The sequence below is a fragment of the Nostoc piscinale CENA21 genome (assembly GCF_001298445.1).
Lineage (GTDB): Bacteria > Cyanobacteriota > Cyanobacteriia > Cyanobacteriales > Nostocaceae > Nostoc_B > Nostoc_B piscinale_A.
Genome location: NZ_CP012036.1, coordinates 3,548,872 through 3,570,085, shown reverse-complemented (window position 1 = coordinate 3,570,085; position 21,214 = coordinate 3,548,872). Strand labels below are relative to the sequence as shown.

Here is a 21,214-nt window from a genome sequence, read left to right as displayed (position 1 = left end):
AAAGTCCCAGCAAATTTCTGCAAAGCTTATTCAATCTTTCAGGTAGGCATTAACCACTATATTCCAGGTAGATTGAAAGTCTGGTTGAAAATGCCCACGCTACGAACTACTAGTATATGAAGAAATTATCTGTTGAAGCTGATGTACAAGTTCTTGTTCTTTTAATTCTTGGGCAATTGTTAATGCCTGCTGTAGTTTCTTCAATCCTTCATCTGATTGATGTTGAGCTAACAGCATTTGTCCCAGCAATCCTAAAGTAACAGGTTGGATATTTTTATAATTGATGCTGCACTGAAATTCATAAGCTTTTTGAGCAAGTTCAATTGCTTTCGCTACATTTCCTTCCTGTGCAGCAGAATTAGCTTTCTCGTGTAAGCAAACTGCCTGATTATGATTTATTGCAAGAATTATCTTCTGTAATTCCTCAACTCCATCAAGTTGATTTTCTTGAGCTAACAAAACCGCTTTTTTCAAATCTTTTATACCATCTTCATAATCACCCAAATGTGCCTTGATTTGCCCAAGCATTGAGTAAACTTCCGAAGCCCAGTAAACATCCTCTAATAGTTCTGAAAGTTCTAAGCATTGGTTCCCTAAATTCAGTACTTCGTCAAATTCTTGGCTTTTGCATTTTTCTTGAGCCGAATTAAAAATATGTTTCAGTGTTCCGTACTGTACTGCAAGGGCAATATTTTCTATGTTTTCCCTTTCAGGTAGATTATGCTGCTTTGCAATCTCAATTGCTTGAGATGCTTTTTTAACACCCTCTTTAAAATTTCCTTCACCTATCAAAATGTTTCCCATTGATAGTAAGATACGCGCTTTAATTTCTTCATCGCCAAGTTCTTCTATCATAGGAAGAGCTTGCTCAAATAAATCAAGTGCTGTTCTCGCATTACCTTTTTCAGCTTCAGCAATTGCTGCTTGATACAATTGTGCAGGCTTTTTTAGTTGAGCATTCTTAATTAGCCCTCTAACTTTTTCAACTTCTTTAGTGAAATTTAGTTTTTGGTAAATGTTGAGAGATTCTGTTAAATGCTCAATTGCTACATCTACCTCACCAAGAAATGAAACAACTTCTCCCAGAAGTTTGAGAATAGTAGCTCGAAGAATAACATCAGCAACTGAACTGCATTTCTCTAAAGCTTGCCCTAAAAATTCTGCTCCTGCATCATAATTTTCTTGTTTTATTTGAAGCCGCCCCATTTCTCTAAGAGCGAACACATGATGTTTTGGATTATTAGATTTTTGGAGTACTGCTAAAGCTGCATTTAATTTATCTTCGGCTTCATCTACATTATCTTGATCAATCAGTATTGATGCGATTCGTACTAAGATATGGACTTGAGTGTCCTTATTTCCAATCTTCAATGCTAACTCGTAAGAATCTTCGAGAAACTTTAAAGCTTCACTGACATTATCTTGACGCTCATAGAGAATTCCTATCTCCTGAAGTGTCATTGCTTCATGCGGTTTATCACCATTCTTTCTATGTAGTTCGAGAGCTTGATTGTAAAGCTCTAAAGCAAGCTCTCTCTCACCACAATCTGACCGGAAAGTGGCTATATTATGTAAAAGCAGTGCTTGGAGCCAAGAGTTATCAATTTGGGGCAGTAAATTATTCAAGTGTTCAAAAATCTCTCTTGCCTCTTCTATTTCACCTTGTTTGAGTCTTAAGGATGCCGTATTGCTGAGGAGTGTAATTGTATCCTCAACTTTTTGGGACTCCGTTTTGTGTGAAACTAAAGTTGGTAATACATGATCCCAAGCATCCGTTTTACCAAGATCAACTTGAAGAGTAGCAATGTTATTTTGTACCGTATAGAGAAAATTTTTATCTCCTATTTCTTGAGTAAGTTCCAGTACTTCCATATACAACCTGAGTGCTTCCTCTGGTTCACCTAATTCTCTTTTGATATCTGCCATTTGACTAAGAGACTTAGCTTTACCGAGCTTATTATTATCTTTATCATCAATTTTCATAACCTGCTGGCATATATTCAGGGCTTCCTGATAGTTACCCTGCTTAACGTATAAATCGCCTAAATCATGAAGAATTGTAGCTTTTTCAGTTTCATATTCATCTGAACAAAATTTTAGCGCCTCCTGATAGTTATACAAAGCTTCTTCCACTTCCCCAATATGTTCTTGTGCTTTTGCTAAGTAGTAGAGTAGCCTAAAAGAGATAATATGAATTTTTAAATGAGCATAAGCACCATCACGGACAAATTTACATAGTGTCGCTACTTCTCTGTACCTTCCTTGGCGGTTGAGACGCATTACTAAAAACCAATTGGCTCTAGTTAACAAGTCTGGGTTCAAAGCTTTAATTGCGAGTCGATACAACTCAAGCAACCTATAACTTGGCATAGATTGCTCAAAAGGATCATTAATAAGAGAGCTTTCTGGTAGTTTTTCCTCTGCCTCTACAATCTTTTTAAAACCCTTGAAAAACCATATTTTATCTAAATGTTCCGCAGCAGTTTTATATAATTCTAGAGAATCTTTAGGAAAATCCAGAAGCGGCTCAAGAATTCGTGGGACATAGTACAAGGTTTCTTCTTGAGAATGTACACACTCAAGCAAACCTAATGCAACTGCTCTAGTAATATAGCTATTGACATCAAAAGTTTTTGGACAAATAACTTCTATTGCAGACTGAGGTACTGGTAACTGATAAACTAAACAAAATGCCAGCATTCTTTGCAGTTTTAGTGGTTGTCGATTAAGTAGTTCCTCTGCCAAAATGCTTTCACGAAACTCTTGGCTAGTTTTCTCTACCTGTTCCAATATTTCTTTCTTACCAACTTGTTGCACTTGTAAAACTTTGTCTAACCACTCCAACAAGCGAGGATTACCCGTCGAAGTTATCAAAGCTTTTAGTTGTAACTCTCGATCAATTTCAGAACTAGGTGCAAAAGATACTAAACGGTTACATTTTTTCTGTAGATCAGCACCAGATAAAGCAGCTAACTGTTCTCGATGCAATCGCTGACTTAGTTCTGGCAACAAAAAATCATACCTAGATGTAATAATAATCCGGTGTGGAAGACGGGATTGAGTGATTGCCTTCAGCAGGGATATCAAGACTGTTACAGCTTCCGGCTTTAAAACTGCATCACCATCTGTTCTTAATTCTAGGTTTGCTTCAAAGTCATCAAGAACAAAGATCAGTCTTTGCGCTTGCTCATTTAGTCCTTCTCGTAAGAACTTGGTTAACTTTTGCGTGAGTGACAGATTACTTTGTATAATTTTCTGTCCCGTTTCTGAAAGACATTGTTCAGCAAGCTGCTTGAGCAATTTGTCCTCATCTAATTGCCTATAAATAAAAATTTTGTCATATCCTTGTAACCGTTCTAAAAGCCTTGCTGCAACAGTGCTTTTGCCAACTCCACCTAAACCATATAAAATTACACCCAACTTATCTGCTGCCCGTAACGCTCGCAAGCTACGTTGCAGTATTCTACGTCTCCCTACAAAATCTTGTGGTGTGGCAACTCGAACCATTCCCTGCGAATCCAGAAACTGCTCATAAATTGGTTCTTCTGGCAACCAGACTTGATCGCCTAATGGTTCAACTAACGCTTTTGGACACTGACCTCGAATATAAAGTCTCAGCAGATGCCAATCCTCTACTTTTTCCTCTCGTAGATATTGATAAGTACTGACAAGTGCCTCCGAAACTTCATACCCGGCAGCCAGTTTGCTGTAGAGATACGCTGCTGCTTGTGTTGCTACAACATCTGCGATCGGTCTTCCCCATCCTAAAACAGCTTTACAACCTTGCTCAATCAACGATTCAGCCAAAGAAGATACTGCACCATCACCCGCCGCTTCACCCGTTCGGCAGCCTGATAAAAACACTAGCTGCGGTATGCGAAATCTTAAAGCTGAAGCAATATCTGATGCGTTAGCAGGGTAGAGTTCTCCAGTTTCTGTTTCTGTAAGAAAAAACGGTTGTTCATCCTTTATAGACGCATGACCTGTCAAATGAAACACGTCGAACGGTTCACGGTAGCGCCCCCAAAGTTTGCCTAATTCTGTAATACAACCACTTTCTTCTACTCTTAAATCAAGAGGAATATCTCTAGTTTGAGTCAAGATTTGAGCCTCTTCCTGCTCGAAATCAAGTGAAGGTGATACATCCTCTGGCGATGTTGCCATAAATAAAATCCGCAAAGGACGTTGCTGTGCATCCCCTGAATCTTGAACAGGACGATCAACCCAACGTACTGGGACAACAACTGGATTAACGCGCTCTATTAAAAATTTCTCTCCATCATGCAACGTTTCCCAAGGTAGATGCCCTAATCGTTCACGTACATCTAACGCTAGAATTAAGCCTTCCTCTGTACAATTATTAATTGCTCGACTGAGCCACCTACCATTTCCATCTAACCAATAAAATAACTGAGACCCAATTCCTTTTAAATCAGGCATCAGCATATAGTAGCTACCTTTTGCTTTCTGAATTAATTTCTCAATTGACGATACATCAAGGTGTTGTGTTTCATATCTCGCTGGATGTCCCAGTGCATAACGCAATTCTACAAACTGCTTTTCAAGCGGTACTAACTTGATATAAAGCGTCTGCACATTAACTCTCCAATTCTTCTAATACCGCACAAATATCTTCAATCGTGGCATTCTCTAAAACCACTCGTACATCGCCAGCTACAAGTACTACATCAAATTTCTTCTTCGCTCGTTTGTGTTCCTGATACCACTTACGCACTTGTTCTGCAACTGCAATTGTACCTCCTACAATTCCTACAACAGTTCCTATGACTGCCAATGTACCTTCTTTAGTAGGTAAAGAATTGTTAGCTAACTCCCAACTCCCTTGTAAACCAGTAGTTTCAAAGAGCTTTGCTGCGGCAATACTTGCATCTTCACCTTCAAGTGAGAGCTTTACCTCTGTCATATTTCAACTGAGTAATTATAAATACAAATATACTAACCTATAAATCAAACCCAAAAAAAGCTTTAGCTGCTTGAGGATCATTTTGAAGTTCGGCAAACTGTTCTGGTGTCACACGCCAGTAGTTAGCAATAATGCCCATAACATTCTCAAAAACTAAACGTTATTTATAGTATTCCCATCGACAACTACATCGAATCTAGTCGTTGGCGTAGTTTACTACTAAAAGCATCAATCACAGTCACAACTACTAACAGCACAAGCATCATAGTTGTGGCTTTGTTGTACTCGAACCCATCAATGTAACTCTTCAATTGAAAGCCAATTCCACCAGCACCAACTACACCCAATACTGAAGCAGCGCGGATATTATACTCAAACATCCATAAGGTATAACCTAATCCCAAAGGTAAAACTTGGGGTAATATGCCATACTGCACAATCTGAAATCTGGATGCACCCATAACTTGCAAAGATTCTAAAGACTTGGCATTCACGGCTTCAATTGCTTGTTGATAAAACTTTGCTAAATAGCCAATGGTATAAATTGCTAAGGCTAAAGTTCCGGCGGGTGCGCCTAAGCCAGTGGCGGCGACAAAAATCAACCCTAGAATAATTGAAGGGACGGAACGCACAGCGTTTTGTAATAAATTGGCTAACCATTGCAACCAACGCGGCGCAACATTACTAGCACTAGCTACAGCAATGGGTAAAGATAAAATTGCGCCAATGGTGGTTCCCCACAAAGACATCTGCACTGTCTCAATGAGTGCCTTAATTGCAATATCGACAACTGTAATATCAGGTGGAAATAAGCGAGAAACAAAATCGGTGATGTAAGGCCAGCTAGATATTATCAATTCAAAATCGACTTTGATACCTCGCAAAGCCCAAGCATAAACTACAACAACAATTAAAAGGATGAGTAAAGGACTCATCCAAGGGTAACGGCGAAGAATTTTTGGATTTAACATTTGGCAAATTGGGCTTGCAAGTTTTCACAAAGTCCGTCGTAAACAATGCGTCCCGCTTCTAAGACGATCGCACGTTGTCCGTATTTTGCAGCTATACCTAAATCATGTAGAACTGTGACAATCGTCATCCCTTGCTGGTGCAATTCTGATAAAGTTTCCATCACCTGTTGACAGGCAACAACATCTAAACCTGTAATTGGTTCATCAGCTAAAAGTATCTGCGGTGATTGAATTAATGCACGGGCGATCGCAACTCGTTGTTGTTGTCCCCCACTGAGTTGACTGGTTTTTTGATAGGCTTGTTCTTTTAAACCCAACTGTGCAAGTAAATCCATTGCTAAGTTGCGATCGCGTTGGGGGAAACCAAATAATGTCTGCCAAGTTGTCCTCACACCCAATCTGCCACACAATACATTATCAATGGCGGACAACTGTCGAATTAAGCCACCGCCCTGAAATATCATGCCAACATGACGGCGAATTTGTACAAGTGTGCGCGGTGTCATAGTTACACCATTGATTTTAATTTCTCCCTTGGTGTGAGGAACTAACCCAATCAGCGATCGCAATAATGTTGATTTACCCGCACCATTCAGTCCGAGTAAAACCACAAACTCGCCTTGTTTAATCTGACAATTAATGCCATTCAAAATAGGACGATTTAAAGACGTAGTGTAGGCTGTCTCTAAGTTATGACATTCAATTACAAAATCATTCATCGATTTTTTTAAGGGCTGTAAGGATGTCAGGGAATGTTCTCATCTAGCCCCAAAGAATAGAACTCGTAAGGGCTAGATGCAAATATTATGTCTATCTCCCTTGTCTTCCTTGTCTTCCTTGTCCTCCTTCTGGACGTATTTTTCAAAAGTCCCTAAGTACTTTTCTTAACTCAGCACTCAGTACTTTTAAGGTGCAACTCCAATACGAGAAAGGGCGGTGCGAACTGGGGACAAGTGACGGTTATGATCAACTCTGACTAATTCGGTGGAATTGTATAAGTTACGCAGAAGTTGGTTATTTTGTGATTGATTTAACTTGAGTAGAGCGTTGATTAATCTTTCTCTGTCTTGAACTGGTACATCATCATCAATGGCGATACCGTGGGCGGGAACACCGGAGATTTTATGCAGTACGCGCAACTGGCTTTTTTCTTGGGCGGTGATGTACGGAGGGAACATAGCATACTCAGAAACAACCGCTACATCTGCTTGACCACGCACAACAGCTTGCAAGGCTTTGCTGTAATTACCACCGTAAGCAACTTGACCAAAGAAACCATCGAGGCGATCGCGATTGGGGACAAATCCCTGTTTCACCAATTCACTCACCGGGAAAACAAACCCTGAACCAGAAGTCGGGGAAGTAAAGGCGATGCGCTTACCACGCAGTTGTCCGAGAGTGGCTTGAGCCGTATTTCTAGTTTTTAAAGAGCTATTGTTGGGAACGACAAATATTGAATTATAAGTGTATCTCCCAGAGTAATTGTCGCGGACTTCTGCGAGATACAACTTTGCATTTGCTAACTGTTCCGCTTTCAACGCCGGACGACTGCTAAGAAACGCCACATCAGCGCGATTTGCTCTCAAAGCTTCCACCGCCGCCGTATCATCACCAATTTGGGCTTTGACGGGAATTTTTAACTCGTTAGAGAGAAATCTTGCTACAGCATTGGCTTTGTTTTGCAAATCTGTAGAGTCAGAACGACTAGGAAAAATTATTGTTAAACTATTTAATCTTCTAGCTTGGGCAAGTAAGTGAGGCGCTTGTTGATGAGGAATAACTTTAGTATTAGCTTCACTCGTCTGCATCACCCCAAAACTGCCAGCAACCAAACCTGTCAGCGCCGCAAAGGCAACACCAGCACTCAACACACCCTTTTTACTCACACTCATTTCTAACTCTCCGTTAGGAACTATTAGCAGTATTTTTGATAAAAAGTTTCAAATACTTCAAGAAATGAATCTAAGACTTTTAGGAATAAAAGTCAATATAAACTATGTGTGACTACTTATAAAGATGAATCATAAATATAGCAACCAACAGGTTTTTAATTTACTCTTCAAAAGAAATTCAGCAGTCAGAAAGAAGGGGTTTTCTATTGGTATTTGATTAGCTAAAAATTTTTTCACTCATGCTTGACAAGTATAAAATTATACTTTATTATCAAATCATGATAAAAGCGATCGCCCTCCAAACAGAGTTTGCGATCGCTCTTATCTAAACCCTACTACAGAATAAAGGCGATCGTTCTCCGGCCAGAGTTTGCGATCGCCTTTATGTAACCCTACTACGATTACAAATTCATCATGACACAATTACAACAGTCTGCCCAGTCAAAACTAGAACAATATCTGCGTGACGAAGACTTAAATCAAACCATCCGCAGCAAACCAACCCAACCCCCAGTTCCCCACCGAGAACCAATCAAGCATTTATTAATGGGTTCTCCCAAAGCCGTCACCAATACCATTTACCGCTTACAAGTCGTTGGCTACGCCAGCGTTGGCGACTGGAGTCCACTATTACCAACCGGAAACGCCGATGAAGTGATGAGTATTTTAATCTGGCAAGTTTTAACGTAATAGTTAAATACCCGACTTTCTTTGCAAAGTCGGGTATTTGAACTACTAGAATTTAAACGATAAAATATCAACAATCATCGTTCTTCTCTTAGCAAAAATTATGAGTAACCTTGCCAGCGAAGGTTTACCAGCAGAGGATAAAAAGTCATTAGCACCAAACGAGTCATCTGATGTTAAAAATCTACACAACTCCACAACTCATACCCAAATAGTTAGTCCTTTTGTGGGAATTAGAAAGTATACAAATCAATTATCACCAAAATTAGCAACCACTGGATATATCAAAAGAGCGCGTCAAATATATGAGCGCCTGTACTCTGAGCTAGTCAAGCATTATCCTGGCTCTTTTGTTGCTATTGAACCTGATAGTGGGGATTATTTTCTCAACGCTAATAAAGCATTAGCTCAACAGGAAGCAAAACAAAAACATCCTTCTCGGCTAATTTGTACTTTTCAAGTAATTTTAAAGGAGCATCGTCAAAAAATTGATTGAAGGTAAATTTAGTAGCCAAAGTGAGTTAATTTTTGAAATTGATTTAGTAGCATCTGATGGTTTAGTTATCACAGTTGATGTACTACTAGATACGGGTTTTACCGATTGGTTAGCAATAAATACTCAAGACGCTATATCTCTGGGATGGGAGCTTGTAGAGAGTGAAGAAACACGATTAACAGCGCAAGGTGAAGCTAAATTTAATATTTACAACGGTCTAGTTAGTTTAGATAATCAAGAATTTAACATCTCTGCAATTGCTGGAGAAGAAATAACAGAAGTTCTTATTGGTTTACCTTGGCTTTTTACCAGAAAATTAGTCGTTGATTTTCCTGAAAATATCCTAACTTTAGGATAAGCAATAGGATCTGTTAAAACTATAAAAGTATTTGAGATTTTGCAATGATTATAATTAGTTGTAAATCACCACATGTATCTGTGTGTTCAATATTCCCATAACACACATTCATAAAAATAGGGGCGAATGATCATTCGCTCCTGAAAAAAAATATATTTCTTGTCTTTTTATATAAACAAAGTTCTTTGAAAATTTCTAGTTTTTGTCTAGCTTTTGTTCCCAAGTTTCAGTATCTTGAGATTGTTGTGCCGCAGAAACAATCTGTCCATTAATATAAGTAACAATAAAAATTAAGTCGCCAATTGCTTCTAGTTCAGAGGCTTCCTTTGGTGTCAGAGAATCAGATAATTTTTTATCGACAAGTTCTTGCATTCGGTCTTGCAATTCATCCGTCAATTTAAACAGATTCAGACTATTGACTTTTTCAATTTGAATTCCTTTTTCTAGCCAGGATGAGGGTTTAACTGATGCTGGTATCATGGGTTTACGGCAATTGAATACATCACTATTTTAAGCTTAATCTGTGACACCTTATACCAATTTGAAAAAAGAATGCAACAGATATAAATCAAGAAAGTCTTACTGGAGCTAGATTTCTTAATTGCGAATTGGTATTAAATCTTCCTTACTAGAAGACCGAGTTTTGTGAATACCAAAATAAAATTTTTGACATCCGCGCGATCACTATATCTCTTTCCCTTATCTACCTTGTCTATTTAATCTTCTTTAGGCAAATTCTCTTCCACAGGAGTAGGGGGATTTTCCTCATACAAATCATCATGATTATTAGGAGGGTTACAAACTATCACCATCTCAGTTTCTTTGGAATGGTGAGTTCCCCATTGATCTAATACATCTTTGATTAAAATTTCCTGTACCCAAATTTTAGCAACAACTGTTAAAGGCAAAGCTAAAAATAAGCCTAAAAAGCCGAAGAATGTCACAAAAAATAATTGAGAAATTAAGGTCACGGCGGGTAACAATGAAACTTGTTGTGCCATGACATAAGGTGTAATAAAATTACTTTCAGTTTGTTGAATAAAAAAGTAGAGAATCAAGACAGCAACAGATTTCCAAGGAGCGTCTAATAAAGCGATCGCCATTGCTGGAACTACGCTTAATGTGGGGCCTAAATTGGGTATTAAGTTTAAAAATCCTGCTAAAATTCCCAAAGCCAAGGCTGCTTTTACACCCAAAACTGATAAGCCAACCACACTCATCAATCCGACGACACCCATCGCAATTAATGCGCCTGTCACCCATCCTTCTAATGAAACTTCGCATTTATCTAAAATGCCATCCACCCGACGGCGATAAAAGGAAGGAAACACGCGAATAAAGACTCGGCGGTAAGCTAAAGGATCAGCTAACAGCATTCCTGTCCACACCAGCACCAACAAAACCTTCAGAACAACTTCTAAAGAACTGGAGACAAAGGCAAAGGAACTCCCCAAAACACGATTAACAAAAGGCTGTGCTTGCTGAATTAAACTATTGAGATCGGGAATGTAGGGAACTAATTGGCTGGGAACTCTAGTTTTCATTTCATCCAGCCAACTATTAAAGCGTTCTAAACCTTGGGGAACTCGGTAAGTTAACTCATGAAATTGTTGGGCAAAAGGTGGCACAATCAACAGGAAAAAACCCACCACCACAGCAAAAAAGATAGCCACCGAAATTATGACAGCGAAACCGCGCTTAATTCCTAAATTTTGGAAGCGTTTTGCTAACCGATTTAAGGTAGTTGCTAACACCACGGCGGCAAACATCAGCAATAAAACTTCTTTGATTTGCCACAAGATGTATAGAGAAAGAACTATGGCGATTAAACCGATCCATTGACCAAGGTTCACAGGTTAACTCCCGGCTGTTGGTGATGCAGTTAGGTTAGCTGATTTTAGCAATAACGCCCAGATGATTTAAGTTAAATTTGTTTTTGTTTGGAATCGCCAGAATAAAGCGATCGCTATAATTACAGTCGGTGACAAAACTAAAATTAAGGCGTTTGCCGTTGTGGCTGGAAGCGGCACACTTGGCAAAATGTACTTAATCGCCGCAGATAACAAAGCTGACAGTATAAGTAGCTTGGCAATAAAAATTAGCTGGTTTGGCATAGCAGTACGGCAATTCACCTTTTTCTGTAGGGTATACCCGAATATAAGCTCAAAGGAAGACTCTCTACAATATTCACATAAGTACACAACCTAGAGGCTAGGGGCTAGTATGTTTTTCGCTGCACTCAGAAAAATTTTGAGTTCAACAACTTCAGCCAAAAACATTGCCTGATAAGTCAATTGTCACTGGTCAATTGTCAATAGTAATCAATTTTTTCCCTATGGATGGTTGACGCTGGACTTTTGACAAAAAATTAATCAAGGATACATGAAAATGCCTGTAGAAAAAAATAACCAAAATCCTATTAAACCGCCAAGAGTGAGGCAGTTTGGTGGTAGCTTACTAATACTACTGACTCTGTTATTACTGCTTAATTTTATTGTTCCTAGTTTCTTTGGGCCGCGATTGCCACAAGTGCCTTATAGTGACTTTGTGGCGCTGGTACAGCAAGGTAAAGTAGACCGTGCTGTGGTAGGAGGCGATCGCATTGAGTATACACTCAAAGCCCAAACCCCCGATGGCAAAACGACTGAACAGGTATTTGCAACTACACCTGTAGCCTTAGATTTAGATTTACCGAAGATTCTGCGCGAGAATAACGTTGAATTTGCTGCACCACTCCCAGACCAAAATGCTTGGATAGGGACTCTGTTGAGTTGGGTTGCACCGCCATTAATTTTCTTTGGCATTTGGGGCTTTTTAATTAATCGCCAAGGTGGCGGCCCGGCTGCACTCACCGTTGGGAAAAGCAAAGCCCGGATTTATTCTGAAGGTAGCACTGGGGTAAAATTCCCCGATGTAGCTGGGGTAGATGAAGCCAAAGCCGAACTCGAAGAAATAGTAGATTTCTTGAAGAATGCGACCAAATACACTAACTTAGGCGCGAAAATTCCTAAAGGTGTGTTGTTAGTTGGGCCTCCGGGTACAGGTAAAACATTACTAGCAAAAGCGATCGCCGGGGAAGCAGGTGTTCCTTTCTTCAGCATCTCTGGTTCAGAATTTATCGAATTATTCGTTGGTGTGGGTGCGGCGCGAGTCCGCGACTTGTTTGAACAAGCGAAAAAACAAGCACCTTGTATTGTCTTCATCGATGAATTAGACGCATTGGGTAAATCTCGCGGTGGTGCGGGTGGCTTTGTCGGTGGTAACGATGAACGGGAACAAACCCTCAACCAATTACTGACCGAAATGGATGGTTTTGATGCCAACACCGGAGTAATTATCATCGCCGCCACCAACCGTCCCGAAGTTCTAGACCCTGCTTTGCGCCGTCCCGGACGCTTTGACCGTCAAGTAGTAGTCGATCGCCCTGATAAAATTGGTCGAGAAGCAATTCTCAAAGTTCATGCACGTAACGTTAAATTGGCGGATGATGTCAACCTTGCCACCATCGCCATCAGAACTCCTGGTTTTGCTGGTGCAGACTTAGCCAACCTCGTTAACGAAGCCGCATTGTTAGCCGCACGCCAAAATCGCCCCGCCGTGATTATGGCAGATTTCAACGAAGCGATCGAACGGGTAGTTGCAGGTTTAGAAAAACGCTCTCGTGTGCTTAACGAAACCGAGAAAAAGACCGTCGCTTATCACGAAGTTGGTCACGCCATCATCGGTGCGTTGATGCCTGGGGCGGGTAAAGTCGAAAAAATCTCCGTAGTTCCCCGTGGTGTTGGTGCATTGGGTTATACCATTCAAATGCCCGAAGAAGACCGCTTTTTGATGATTGAAGATGAAATTCGCGGACGCATTGCTACCTTATTGGGTGGACGTTCCGCCGAAGAAGTCGTGTTTGGCAAAGTTTCCACAGGCGCGAGTGACGATATCCAAAAAGCCACCGACTTAGCCGAACGTTACGTTACCTTGTATGGGATGAGCGATAAACTTGGCCCTGTCGCCTTTGAGAAAATCCAACAGCAATTTCTTGATGGTTATGGTAACGCCCGCCGTGCTATCAGTCCCCAAGTCGCCCAAGAAATCGACCACGAAGTCAAACAAATAGTAGACAACGCTCACCACATTGCTTTGAGCATTCTGCATCAAAACCGCGACTTGTTAGAAGAAACCGCCCAAGAACTACTGCAAAGAGAAATTCTCGAAGGTTCAGACTTGCGCGATCGCCTCAAACAAGCCAAAGCCCCCGAAGACCTGTCAGAATGGTTACGTTCAGGAAATGTCTCACCCGATAAACCATTGATGCAATCAGTGTTGAATTAAATAATTAAACCTATATGGTGCGTTGTCTTTTGCGACAACGCACCATATTATTTTTAGGACTTAAACAACAAGCCTCTAAAATCCTCTTAACTTCGTGTCCTACCCTGCGGGAAGGCGCTATCGCGTCTATGCGTCCTTTGCGGTACCCTTCGGGAAGCCGCTTGCGCGTCTACGTTTTTTCATAATTATGCGTAAGTAGGACTTACTCAAAAAACCTCTCAAACTCTTATGACTCCGCGTACTCTGTGTCTCTGTGGTTCGTCATACCCTATCCCAGACTATAAAACCCACAACTTTTCCATCCCTACACCCACTCTCCACTCCCAACTCCCCATATTTCTTAATCCCGCGAACTCACGTATATTTAAGGTGTAGCTGACCATCTAGAGGTTTAACGTGGATACCATTGCTATACCTGCTCTCGATCGCCCAGTGGATGCCACGGTAGAAATTCCTGGTTCTAAAAGTATTACTAATCGGGCATTACTCGTTGCTGCTTTAGCGCAAGGCGACTCAATTTTAGAAAATGCCTTATTTAGTGAAGACAGTGAATATTTTGCCAAATGTGTCGAAAATTTGGGCATTCCCATCACCTTAAATCCTGAATCAGCACAGATGCAGGTGTCAGGGAAAGGTGGGGAAATTCCCGCAACCCAGGCGGATTTATTTGTAGGTTTAGCAGGTACAGCCGCGCGGTTTATCTCAGCTTTGGTGGTACTCGGTAACGGGGAATATCGCTTAGATGGTGTACCCAGAATGCGGGAAAGGCCGATGGGCGATATGTTAACAGTGTTCCAAACAGGCGGAACCACTGTTAACTTTGAGGGCAACCCTGGTTATATGCCCTACACTATCTACAGTCAGCAATTTGCTGGTGGACATATTCGCATTAAAGCCAATCAAACTAGTCAGCAACTTTCAGCCTTACTCATGATTGCGCCTTATGCTCAACAAGACACAATTATTGAAGTAGAAGGCACATTAGTTTCTCAATCTTACGTGAAAATGACTTGTCGCCTGATGGCAGATTTTGGCGTAGAGGTAAATCAAGTTGGCGACAATCAATTTCATATCAAAGCGGGACAGCGTTATCAGCCGCGACATTACACCATAGAACCAGATGCTTCTAATGCGTCGTACTTTTTCGCTGCGGCTGCTGTGACTGGTGGACGAGTGCGGGTTAAGTATTTAACCAAGCAATCTTATCAGGGTGATATTCTGTGGCTGAATGTTCTAGAACAGATGGGTTGTCAAGTACGTGAGGCTGATGACTATATCGAAGTTACCGGGCCACAGCAATTACAGGGTATTGATATTGATATGAATGATATATCTGACCTTGTACAAACATTAGGAGCGATCGCGCCTTTTGCCAACTCACCTGTTACCATCCGTAATGTCGAACATATCCGCTACAAAGAAACGGAACGTATTCGCGCCGTTGTTACTGAATTACGTCGCTTAGGCGTTAAGGTTGAAGAATTTGCAGATGGCTTAAAAGTTGAACCAAGTCCCATTACGCCAGCCGCCATTGAAACTTATCACGATCATCGTATGGCAATGGCATTTGCTGTCACAGGCTTAAAAGTTCCCGGAATTGTAATTCAAGATCCCGGTTGTACAGCTAAAACTTTTCCAGATTACTTCACCCGCTTCTTTAAAATGATTAAACAATAACTGGCTAATATTCAGTTCCTACCTTAATCTTAACGATAAGTATTTACGCCAACTGATAGGAGTTGCATCATGCCTAATCTTAGAGAAGAAATGCCAGTGCTTGCACGTCATGAAGGCGATTGGGTAGGAACTTATACACTAGTAGATACGGAAGGCAAAATTTTAGATAAACATGAATCGCATTTAAGCTGTCAATTTCCTGATGACAGTCCTGATTCTTACTACCAAATTAATCGTTACACCTGGGCTAATGGTAAACAAGAAGAACATCAATTTCCAGGTAAATATTGTGATAAAGCTATTTGGTTTGATACAGAACGCATCACAGGCAAAGCCTGGGAAATAGACGATTCTACTTTGATTTTGTGGTTTTCTTATAAGACAGTTCCAGCCGCATATTTGTATGAAATGATTCAAATTAGTCCAGATAATAACTCTCGTGCCCGGACATGGCACTGGTTTAAAAATCATCAAATTTACCAACGTACCCTCATTCAAGAACAAAGAGTTAGATAGTCATCTAAAAATTTAAAAATAGCACCAAGCGACTGAAGTTGCAGCTACACAGACAAAACCCGCCCGCGCGGGTTCATAACCCTTGATTTTTCCTTAGTCCGCGTAGGCGGACTTCGTTTTTTATAGCCGCGAATTTCATTCGTCGGAGCTATGTACAGAATATGTGTTAACGCACTATTTTATGACATAATAGGTAGTTCATTATATTTAAATTTAAATAGATTACGCACATGGCAAAGACTGACAAAATTAACTTTTCTACTCCTAGCGGTTTCCCTGAATTTTTACCTAGTGAAAAACGTTTAGAATTATATTTATTAGATACCATCCGTAGAGTTTATGAAAGCTATGGATTTACACCCATAGAAACCCCCGCCGTTGAAAGGTTAGAAGTATTACAAGCCAAAGGTAATCAAGGCGACAATATTATTTATGGTATCGACCCAATCTTACCACCAAATCGCCAAGCCGAAAGAGACAAAGCAGGCGAAACAGGTTCAGAAGCAAGGGCTTTAAAATTTGACCAAACTGTTCCCTTAGCAGCCTATATTGCCCGTCACTTAAATGAATTAACTTTTCCCTTTGCCCGTTATCAAATGGATGTCGTATTTCGGGGAGAACGAGCCAAAGATGGACGTTTTCGCCAATTTCGTCAATGTGATATCGATGTAATTGCGCGGCGCGAACTCAGCTTATTATATGACGCGCAAATGCCTGCAATTATCACCGAAATATTTGAGGCAGTGAACATTGGTGACTTTTTAATTCGCATCAATAACCGCAAAATTCTAACTGGGTTTTTCCAGTCATTAGGCATTGCCGAAACTCAAATTAAAACTTGTATTAGTATTATTGATAACCTAGAAAAAATTGGTGAGACTAAAGTTAAGCAAGAATTAGAAAAAGAAGGTATTTCCCCAGAGAATACACAAAAAATTATTGATTTTATCAAAATCGATGGCAATGTTGATGAGGTATTAGATAAACTCAAGCATTTGTCACAAAACTTACCAACAGCCGAACAATTTAGTTTAGGGGTTACAGAATTAGAAACAGTAATTACAGGTGTGCGTAATTTGGGAGTTCCTGATAAACGTTTTTGTATTGATTTGTCTATTGCCCGTGGCTTAAACTACTACACAGGCACAGTTTACGAAACTACCCTTATCGGTCATGAAGCTTTAGGTAGTATTTGTTCTGGTGGCAGGTATGAAGAATTAGTTGGTATGTTTATCGGTGAAAAAATGCCTGGAGTTGGTATTTCTATCGGGTTAACTCGCTTAATTAGCAGACTACTCAAAGCGGGTATTTTAAAGACTTTACCTGCAACACCAGCGCAAGTAGTAGTAGTCAATATGCAAGAAGATTTAATGCCGACTTATTTAAAAGTATCCCAACAGTTACGCCAAGCAGGTATTAATGTAATTACCAACTTTGAAAAACGCCCATTAGGTAAACAATTTCAAGCCGCAGATAAACAAGGAATTAGATTTTGTGTAATCATCGGTACTGATGAAGCCGCCGCCCAAAAATCATCGCTCAAAGATTTGCAAACAGGCGAACAAGTAGAGGTAGCATTAGCAGATTTAGCAGCAGAAGTTAAACATAGATTAGAGCTTTGATTAACTGTTGAATTAATTGTGCAATTAATCATTTTTATTGGGATACAGGCAAGCGGAAAATCAACCTTCTACAGTCAACGTTTTTTCTGATACTCACATCAGAATCAATCTGGATATGCTCAAAACTAGACACCGAGAAAAGCGACTGATAGAAACTTGTCTGGAAATTGCTCAACCATTTGTTGTAGACAATACAAATCCTACACCTGAAGAGCGAAAACGCTACATTGTGTTAGCCAAGAATCAAGGATTTAGCATTACTGGCTATTATTTTGAATCAAAAATTGCTGATTCAATTCAACGTAATCAAAACCGTAAACCGGAGCAGCAAGTACCAGATAAAGGTATTAGAGGCACACACGCACGGCTGGTACTACCTCGGTATGAGGAAGGTTTTGACGAACTTTACTATGTTCGGTTAATACAAAAAGGAGAGTTTGCTGTACAGGAGTGGCTGGATGAAGTTTGAAGAGTTAGATACAAGACTGAGAGTTTTTGAAACAGCCCATGATTTGTGTGTATTACCAGGGCTATTTATTGTTGCTCGAATTGATGGGCGGAACTTTACTCGCTTGACAAAGGAAACTCACAAATTTGTAGCTCCCTTTGATGCTCAATTTCGAGATTACATGGTATCTACAGTAGAACATCTAATGAATTGTGGATTCCGTATCATTTATGGCTATACGCAAAGTGACGAAATCTCACTTCTATTCCACCGTGATGAGGAAAGTTTTAGTCGCAAATTGCGGAAACTCAACTCTATTTTGGCAGGAGAGGCAAGTGCAAAACTTTCACTGCTACTTAATAGCATTGCCGCCTTTGATTGTCGAGTTTCCCAACTTCCTACATTAAATCTAGTAGTCGATTACTTTCGTTGGCGTAATGAAGATGCTCATCGAAATGCCTTAAATGCTCACTGTTACTGGATGTTACGCAAAGCAGGTGAAAGTGCTGTAGCTGCTACAGAAAAGCTTGATAGGCTTTCAGTCAGTGATAAAAATGAATTACTTTACCAGCAAGCAAACATCAATTTTAATAACTTACCTAATTGGCAGAAACGAGGTATAGGACTATATTGGGAATCCTATCAAAAGGAAGCAACCAATCCCCAAACGGGAGAGAAAGTCTTGGCGATGAGAAGACGTATCAAAGTTGATATGGATCTGGCGATGAAAGATGATTACAGTAAATTCGTCCGGGATATCGTACTGCGAGAGCATCCTGATTTTGAATTGAGGCAGCTAGAGAATTAAATCCTTGCGGATGAAAGATAAATGGTGCTGTAAAGAAAACAATTTGTGATGTACAGTCTTTAAAATTCTCGCAAAAGTCTACCACAGCCATAAACTTGATCGTGAATGTCGTTTTGGCGTAGGGCGTACCACCAAGTAGCGGCGTTGACGGCGATTACTGGTTTAGCAAGCGATCGCTCCATTTCATCCGCCAGTCGGAGCATACTTAAATTAGTCCCCATCTGTACAATTGCCTGCACATCATCACCATCAAGTTCCTGAAGATATGTCCTTAAAGTATCTTCAGACACCTCTGCAATAGAAATTGCCGTAGGACAACGGAGACTCTTGAGGCGCACAACTTCTACCCCAATCTCACTAAAAAAGCGACAAATTTTCTCATCAGCTACAGCTTGATAAGGGGTAATTACAGCAATTTTATTCACTTGAAATGTGGCTAGTGCTGCCTGATATGCCGAAGCACAAGAAGCCACCTTGACACCAGCATAATCTTCAACTCGCTTGATAAACTCTATGTTACCTGCTTTACCTTCCCAAAAAGTTTCCGCACTCATAGCCATAATCAAGTAATCGACACTCGCAGTCATCACCCGATCAATTGCCGAAAACATTTCTTGAGCGATCGCCTCCAAAAGCCTTACCATCTTTTCATCACTACTCAAATCCTGGTTTCTCAGATAAATCCGCGATGTATGAGAAGTCACCCCAGGTACAGCCATTGTATGAAAATCAGGTTCAACAATCGTATTTGTACTAGGCGCAAGCACGCCAAATTTCTTTCGCCATCCTAACGCGTCTGTCATTGTTTACTAGTCAGTACATAAAAGATTGACTGTAGCTTATGGTAGTTTAAAGTTACAGGCATATTATTGCAATATGTAAACTTTACTTTATGACTGGAGAGCAGAACCTTGGGTATAGAACTACGCAGTTTCGTATTTCTTGATAGCTTGCAGCCGCAACACGCAGCCTATATGGGAACAGTAGCTCAAGGTTTCTTGCCCTTACCAGGAGACACATCATTATGGATTGAAATTTCTCCTGGGATTGAAATCAATAAAATTACTGATGTCGCCTTAAAAGCTGCTTCTGTTCGTCCGGGAGTCCAAGTAGTTGAGCGATTATACGGTTTATTAGAAGTTCATTCTGGTTCCCAAGGAGAAACACGCACAGCAGGTCAAGCCATTTTGGATACATTAGGAGTCAAACGCGAAGAATGTCTCAAACCGCGTGTTGTTTCTAGTCAAATTATCCGTAATATTGACGCTTACCAAACACAACTGATCAATCGTACTCGTCGCGGACAGTTGCTATTAGCGGGACAAACTTTATATGTCTTAGAAGTTGAACCTGCCGCTTATGCTGCACTAGCCGCCAACGAAGCTGAAAAAGCGGCGGCGATTAATATTTTAGAGGTACAAGCTGTAGGAAGTTTTGGCAGGTTGTATTTAGGTGGACAAGAACGAGATATTCTAGCAGGAGCGAGTGGCGCGTTAACCGCAATTGAAAGTGTAGCTGGTCGGACAAATCCCAATAGTGGCCGCCAGGAGTAAAGGAGAGACAATGGCAAATCAAGAGCATCTGGTTTTACTGAGAGCCGGTGCAGTTACCTGGAGTGAATGGAGACAGAAAAATCCACAAATTCAACCAGACCTGAGTGCTGCGAACTTGCAAGGAGATAACCTCAGAGGTGCAAACCTTTATCAAGCCAACTTGACCAAAGCAGATTTGAGTCAGGCTTTACTGGTACGTGCGAATTTGAACGGTGCAGATTTTAGTGGCGCAAATCTGGAACAAGCCAAGCTCATTGAAGCTAACTTAAGTGGAGCTAACTTGAGTGTGGCTAACTTAAAGGGTGCAACGCTAACACAGGCAAATTTGAGTCATGCCAACTTTATTGGTGCTGATTTAAGTGAAGCAAATTTGAAAGAAGCTGCGATCGCCCATGCTATCCTAATCGGCACAGACCTAAAAGATGCCAACCTCAGAAGTGCTGACTTGGGTGCAGCAAAACTCATCCGCGCTAACCTTGCTTACGCTAACTTGATTGAAGCCAACTTGATTGCAGCTGATCTCAGTAAAGCCAACCTCTACAATGCCGATTTAATTGGGGCTTATCTATACAAAACAGATTTATGTAATGCGAATCTCAGTCATACTTACTTAGTAAGTGCATATATGTTGCAAGCTAACCTCAGTGAAGCTGATTTAACAGGTGCAAACTTAAGCTGGGCAAATCTGCAAGGCGCAAACTTAGCTGGTGCAAACTTAACTGGCGCTAACCTCATCGGTACTAAACTGCGCGGCGCTAATCTCATCGGTGCAAATCTTGAGGATGCGATCGTATCTGAAGTATGTCATTAATCTTGTGATAGGGAGTGGAGTGACGGAGGAGACAAGGGGGAGATGTTTGTAAATCATTAGTAACCAGAATTTACTGATGAGTTACTTTATCCTCACAACTTCCTCAAATTATCTTTCTATAAATA

At 40.6% G+C, this 21,214-nt stretch carries 21 protein-coding genes; 11 read left to right on the top strand and 10 right to left on the bottom strand.

All coding sequences use genetic code 11. From position 1 onward, the window contains the following. Window positions 1–99: 99 nt before the first annotated feature. The 6 genes from ACX27_RS15300 to ACX27_RS15280 form a co-directional block, all read right to left on the bottom strand. Window positions 100–4,440 (bottom strand): tetratricopeptide repeat protein, encoded by a 4,341-nt coding sequence (locus ACX27_RS15300; RefSeq protein ID WP_158507390.1) that lies wholly within the window; start codon window positions 4,438–4,440, stop codon window positions 100–102. A 157-nt stretch (window positions 4,441–4,597) separates the two neighbouring features. Further along, window positions 4,598–4,924 (bottom strand): hypothetical protein, encoded by a 327-nt coding sequence (locus ACX27_RS15295; RefSeq protein ID WP_062294075.1) that lies wholly within the window; start codon window positions 4,922–4,924, stop codon window positions 4,598–4,600. A 37-nt stretch (window positions 4,925–4,961) separates the two neighbouring features. Then, a complete protein-coding gene (locus tag ACX27_RS33905) occupies window positions 4,962–5,063 on the bottom strand; it encodes a YfbM family protein (RefSeq protein WP_235526227.1) in 102 nt (33 codons plus the stop codon). 46 nt (window positions 5,064–5,109) lie between these two features. Further along, window positions 5,110–5,895, bottom strand: coding sequence for a phosphonate ABC transporter, permease protein PhnE (phnE, locus tag ACX27_RS15290; RefSeq protein ID WP_062294072.1), 786 nt, complete (start codon window positions 5,893–5,895; stop codon window positions 5,110–5,112). Continuing rightward, entirely contained in the window at window positions 5,889–6,614 is a 726-nt protein-coding gene (locus tag ACX27_RS15285) for a phosphonate ABC transporter ATP-binding protein (protein WP_062294070.1), read from the bottom strand. The genes phnE and ACX27_RS15285 overlap by 7 nt, the downstream gene beginning before the upstream one ends. Window positions 6,615–6,800: 186 nt before the next feature. Beyond that, window positions 6,801–7,787: a phosphate/phosphite/phosphonate ABC transporter substrate-binding protein gene (locus tag ACX27_RS15280; protein WP_062294067.1), complete on the bottom strand. Its 987-nt coding sequence runs from the start codon at window positions 7,785–7,787 to the stop codon at window positions 6,801–6,803. Window positions 7,788–8,201: 414 nt separating this feature from the next. On the opposite strand from ACX27_RS15280, the gene ACX27_RS15275 reads away from it, so the two are divergent. The 3 genes from ACX27_RS15275 to ACX27_RS15265 all read left to right on the top strand — a co-directional run bounded on the left by ACX27_RS15275 (window position 8,202) and on the right by ACX27_RS15265 (window position 9,328). Then, window positions 8,202–8,477 (top strand): hypothetical protein, encoded by a 276-nt coding sequence (locus tag ACX27_RS15275; RefSeq protein ID WP_062294065.1) that lies wholly within the window; start codon window positions 8,202–8,204, stop codon window positions 8,475–8,477. A gap of 100 nt (window positions 8,478–8,577) precedes the next feature. Continuing rightward, window positions 8,578–8,970, top strand: a complete 393-nt coding sequence (locus ACX27_RS15270) for a hypothetical protein (RefSeq protein WP_062294063.1) — start codon at window positions 8,578–8,580, stop codon at window positions 8,968–8,970. Then, complete coding sequence (locus tag ACX27_RS15265) at window positions 8,963–9,328, top strand: aspartyl protease (protein ID WP_062294060.1); 366 nt, start codon at window positions 8,963–8,965, stop codon at window positions 9,326–9,328. Before ACX27_RS15270 ends, ACX27_RS15265 begins: the two co-directional genes overlap by 8 nt. 195 nt (window positions 9,329–9,523) lie before the next feature. On the opposite strand, the gene ACX27_RS15260 is transcribed toward ACX27_RS15265, so the two are convergent. The 3 genes from ACX27_RS15260 to ACX27_RS15250 all read right to left on the bottom strand — a co-directional run bounded on the left by ACX27_RS15260 (window position 9,524) and on the right by ACX27_RS15250 (window position 11,442). Continuing rightward, window positions 9,524–9,808 carry a hypothetical protein gene (locus tag ACX27_RS15260; RefSeq protein WP_062294058.1) on the bottom strand — a complete coding sequence of 95 codons (285 nt, stop codon included), beginning with the start codon at window positions 9,806–9,808 and terminating at the stop codon, window positions 9,524–9,526. A 236-nt stretch (window positions 9,809–10,044) separates the two neighbouring features. Further along, window positions 10,045–11,181: an AI-2E family transporter gene (locus ACX27_RS15255; protein ID WP_062294055.1), complete on the bottom strand. Its 1,137-nt coding sequence runs from the start codon at window positions 11,179–11,181 to the stop codon at window positions 10,045–10,047. A 66-nt stretch (window positions 11,182–11,247) separates the two neighbouring features. After that, window positions 11,248–11,442: a hypothetical protein gene (locus ACX27_RS15250; RefSeq protein WP_062294050.1), complete on the bottom strand. Its 195-nt coding sequence runs from the start codon at window positions 11,440–11,442 to the stop codon at window positions 11,248–11,250. Between the two features lie 274 nt (window positions 11,443–11,716). Between ACX27_RS15250 and ftsH the strand changes: the two genes are divergently transcribed. From ftsH to ACX27_RS15220, 6 genes are all read left to right on the top strand, one after another. Further along, window positions 11,717–13,654, top strand: a complete 1,938-nt coding sequence (ftsH, locus tag ACX27_RS15245) for an ATP-dependent zinc metalloprotease FtsH (RefSeq protein ID WP_062298357.1) — start codon at window positions 11,717–11,719, stop codon at window positions 13,652–13,654. Window positions 13,655–14,050: 396 nt separating this feature from the next. After that, window positions 14,051–15,331, top strand: coding sequence for a 3-phosphoshikimate 1-carboxyvinyltransferase (aroA, locus tag ACX27_RS15240; RefSeq protein WP_062294047.1), 1,281 nt, complete (start codon window positions 14,051–14,053; stop codon window positions 15,329–15,331). A gap of 69 nt (window positions 15,332–15,400) precedes the next feature. Further along, entirely contained in the window at window positions 15,401–15,847 is a 447-nt protein-coding gene (locus tag ACX27_RS15235; RefSeq protein WP_062294045.1) for a DUF3598 family protein, read from the top strand. Between the two features lie 230 nt (window positions 15,848–16,077). Next, window positions 16,078–17,469, top strand: a complete 1,392-nt coding sequence (hisS, locus tag ACX27_RS15230; protein WP_062294042.1) for a histidine--tRNA ligase — start codon at window positions 16,078–16,080, stop codon at window positions 17,467–17,469. A 115-nt stretch (window positions 17,470–17,584) separates the two neighbouring features. After that, window positions 17,585–17,938, top strand: coding sequence for an AAA family ATPase (locus tag ACX27_RS15225; RefSeq protein ID WP_235526226.1), 354 nt, complete (start codon window positions 17,585–17,587; stop codon window positions 17,936–17,938). After that, the gene (locus ACX27_RS15220) at window positions 17,928–18,725 is read left to right on the top strand and encodes a tRNA(His) guanylyltransferase Thg1 family protein (protein ID WP_062294039.1); all 798 of its coding nucleotides are present in this window, start codon (window positions 17,928–17,930) and stop codon (window positions 18,723–18,725) included. The genes ACX27_RS15225 and ACX27_RS15220 overlap by 11 nt, the downstream gene beginning before the upstream one ends. 59 nt (window positions 18,726–18,784) lie before the next feature. Here ACX27_RS15220 and ACX27_RS15215 read toward each other — a convergent pair whose 3' ends face one another. After that, complete coding sequence (locus tag ACX27_RS15215; protein WP_062294036.1) at window positions 18,785–19,528, bottom strand: maleate cis-trans isomerase family protein; 744 nt, start codon at window positions 19,526–19,528, stop codon at window positions 18,785–18,787. Window positions 19,529–19,636: 108 nt separating this feature from the next. Between ACX27_RS15215 and ACX27_RS15210 the strand changes: the two genes are divergently transcribed. Beyond that, on the top strand, window positions 19,637–20,278 hold the full coding sequence (locus ACX27_RS15210) for a hypothetical protein (protein WP_062294033.1): 642 nt from the start codon (window positions 19,637–19,639) through the stop codon (window positions 20,276–20,278). A gap of 10 nt (window positions 20,279–20,288) precedes the next feature. Continuing rightward, window positions 20,289–21,089: a pentapeptide repeat-containing protein gene (locus ACX27_RS15205; RefSeq protein ID WP_062294019.1), complete on the top strand. Its 801-nt coding sequence runs from the start codon at window positions 20,289–20,291 to the stop codon at window positions 21,087–21,089. Window positions 21,090–21,214: the final 125 nt, after the last annotated feature.

Coding starts and splice junctions, on each gene's coding strand:
- ACX27_RS15300 (WP_158507390.1), bottom strand. CDS start 4,440: ATGCCTGATTTAAAAGGAATTGGGTCTCAGTTATTTTATTGGTTAGAT.
- ftsH (WP_062298357.1), top strand. CDS start 11,717: ATGCCTGTAGAAAAAAATAACCAAAATCCTATTAAACCGCCAAGAGTG.
- ACX27_RS33905 (WP_235526227.1), bottom strand. CDS start 5,063: ATGGGCATTATTGCTAACTACTGGCGTGTGACACCAGAACAGTTTGCC.
- ACX27_RS15205 (WP_062294019.1), top strand. CDS start 20,289: ATGGCAAATCAAGAGCATCTGGTTTTACTGAGAGCCGGTGCAGTTACC.
- ACX27_RS15215 (WP_062294036.1), bottom strand. CDS start 19,528: ATGACAGACGCGTTAGGATGGCGAAAGAAATTTGGCGTGCTTGCGCCT.
- ACX27_RS15295 (WP_062294075.1), bottom strand. CDS start 4,924: ATGACAGAGGTAAAGCTCTCACTTGAAGGTGAAGATGCAAGTATTGCC.
- ACX27_RS15235 (WP_062294045.1), top strand. CDS start 15,401: ATGCCTAATCTTAGAGAAGAAATGCCAGTGCTTGCACGTCATGAAGGC.
- ACX27_RS15225 (WP_235526226.1), top strand. CDS start 17,585: ATGCTCAAAACTAGACACCGAGAAAAGCGACTGATAGAAACTTGTCTG.
- ACX27_RS15280 (WP_062294067.1), bottom strand. CDS start 7,787: ATGAGTGTGAGTAAAAAGGGTGTGTTGAGTGCTGGTGTTGCCTTTGCG.
- ACX27_RS15275 (WP_062294065.1), top strand. CDS start 8,202: ATGACACAATTACAACAGTCTGCCCAGTCAAAACTAGAACAATATCTG.
- ACX27_RS15250 (WP_062294050.1), bottom strand. CDS start 11,442: ATGCCAAACCAGCTAATTTTTATTGCCAAGCTACTTATACTGTCAGCT.
- hisS (WP_062294042.1), top strand. CDS start 16,078: ATGGCAAAGACTGACAAAATTAACTTTTCTACTCCTAGCGGTTTCCCT.
- ACX27_RS15220 (WP_062294039.1), top strand. CDS start 17,928: ATGAAGTTTGAAGAGTTAGATACAAGACTGAGAGTTTTTGAAACAGCC.
- ACX27_RS15260 (WP_062294058.1), bottom strand. CDS start 9,808: ATGATACCAGCATCAGTTAAACCCTCATCCTGGCTAGAAAAAGGAATT.
- ACX27_RS15270 (WP_062294063.1), top strand. CDS start 8,578: ATGAGTAACCTTGCCAGCGAAGGTTTACCAGCAGAGGATAAAAAGTCA.
- phnE (WP_062294072.1), bottom strand. CDS start 5,895: ATGTTAAATCCAAAAATTCTTCGCCGTTACCCTTGGATGAGTCCTTTA.
- ACX27_RS15285 (WP_062294070.1), bottom strand. CDS start 6,614: ATGAATGATTTTGTAATTGAATGTCATAACTTAGAGACAGCCTACACT.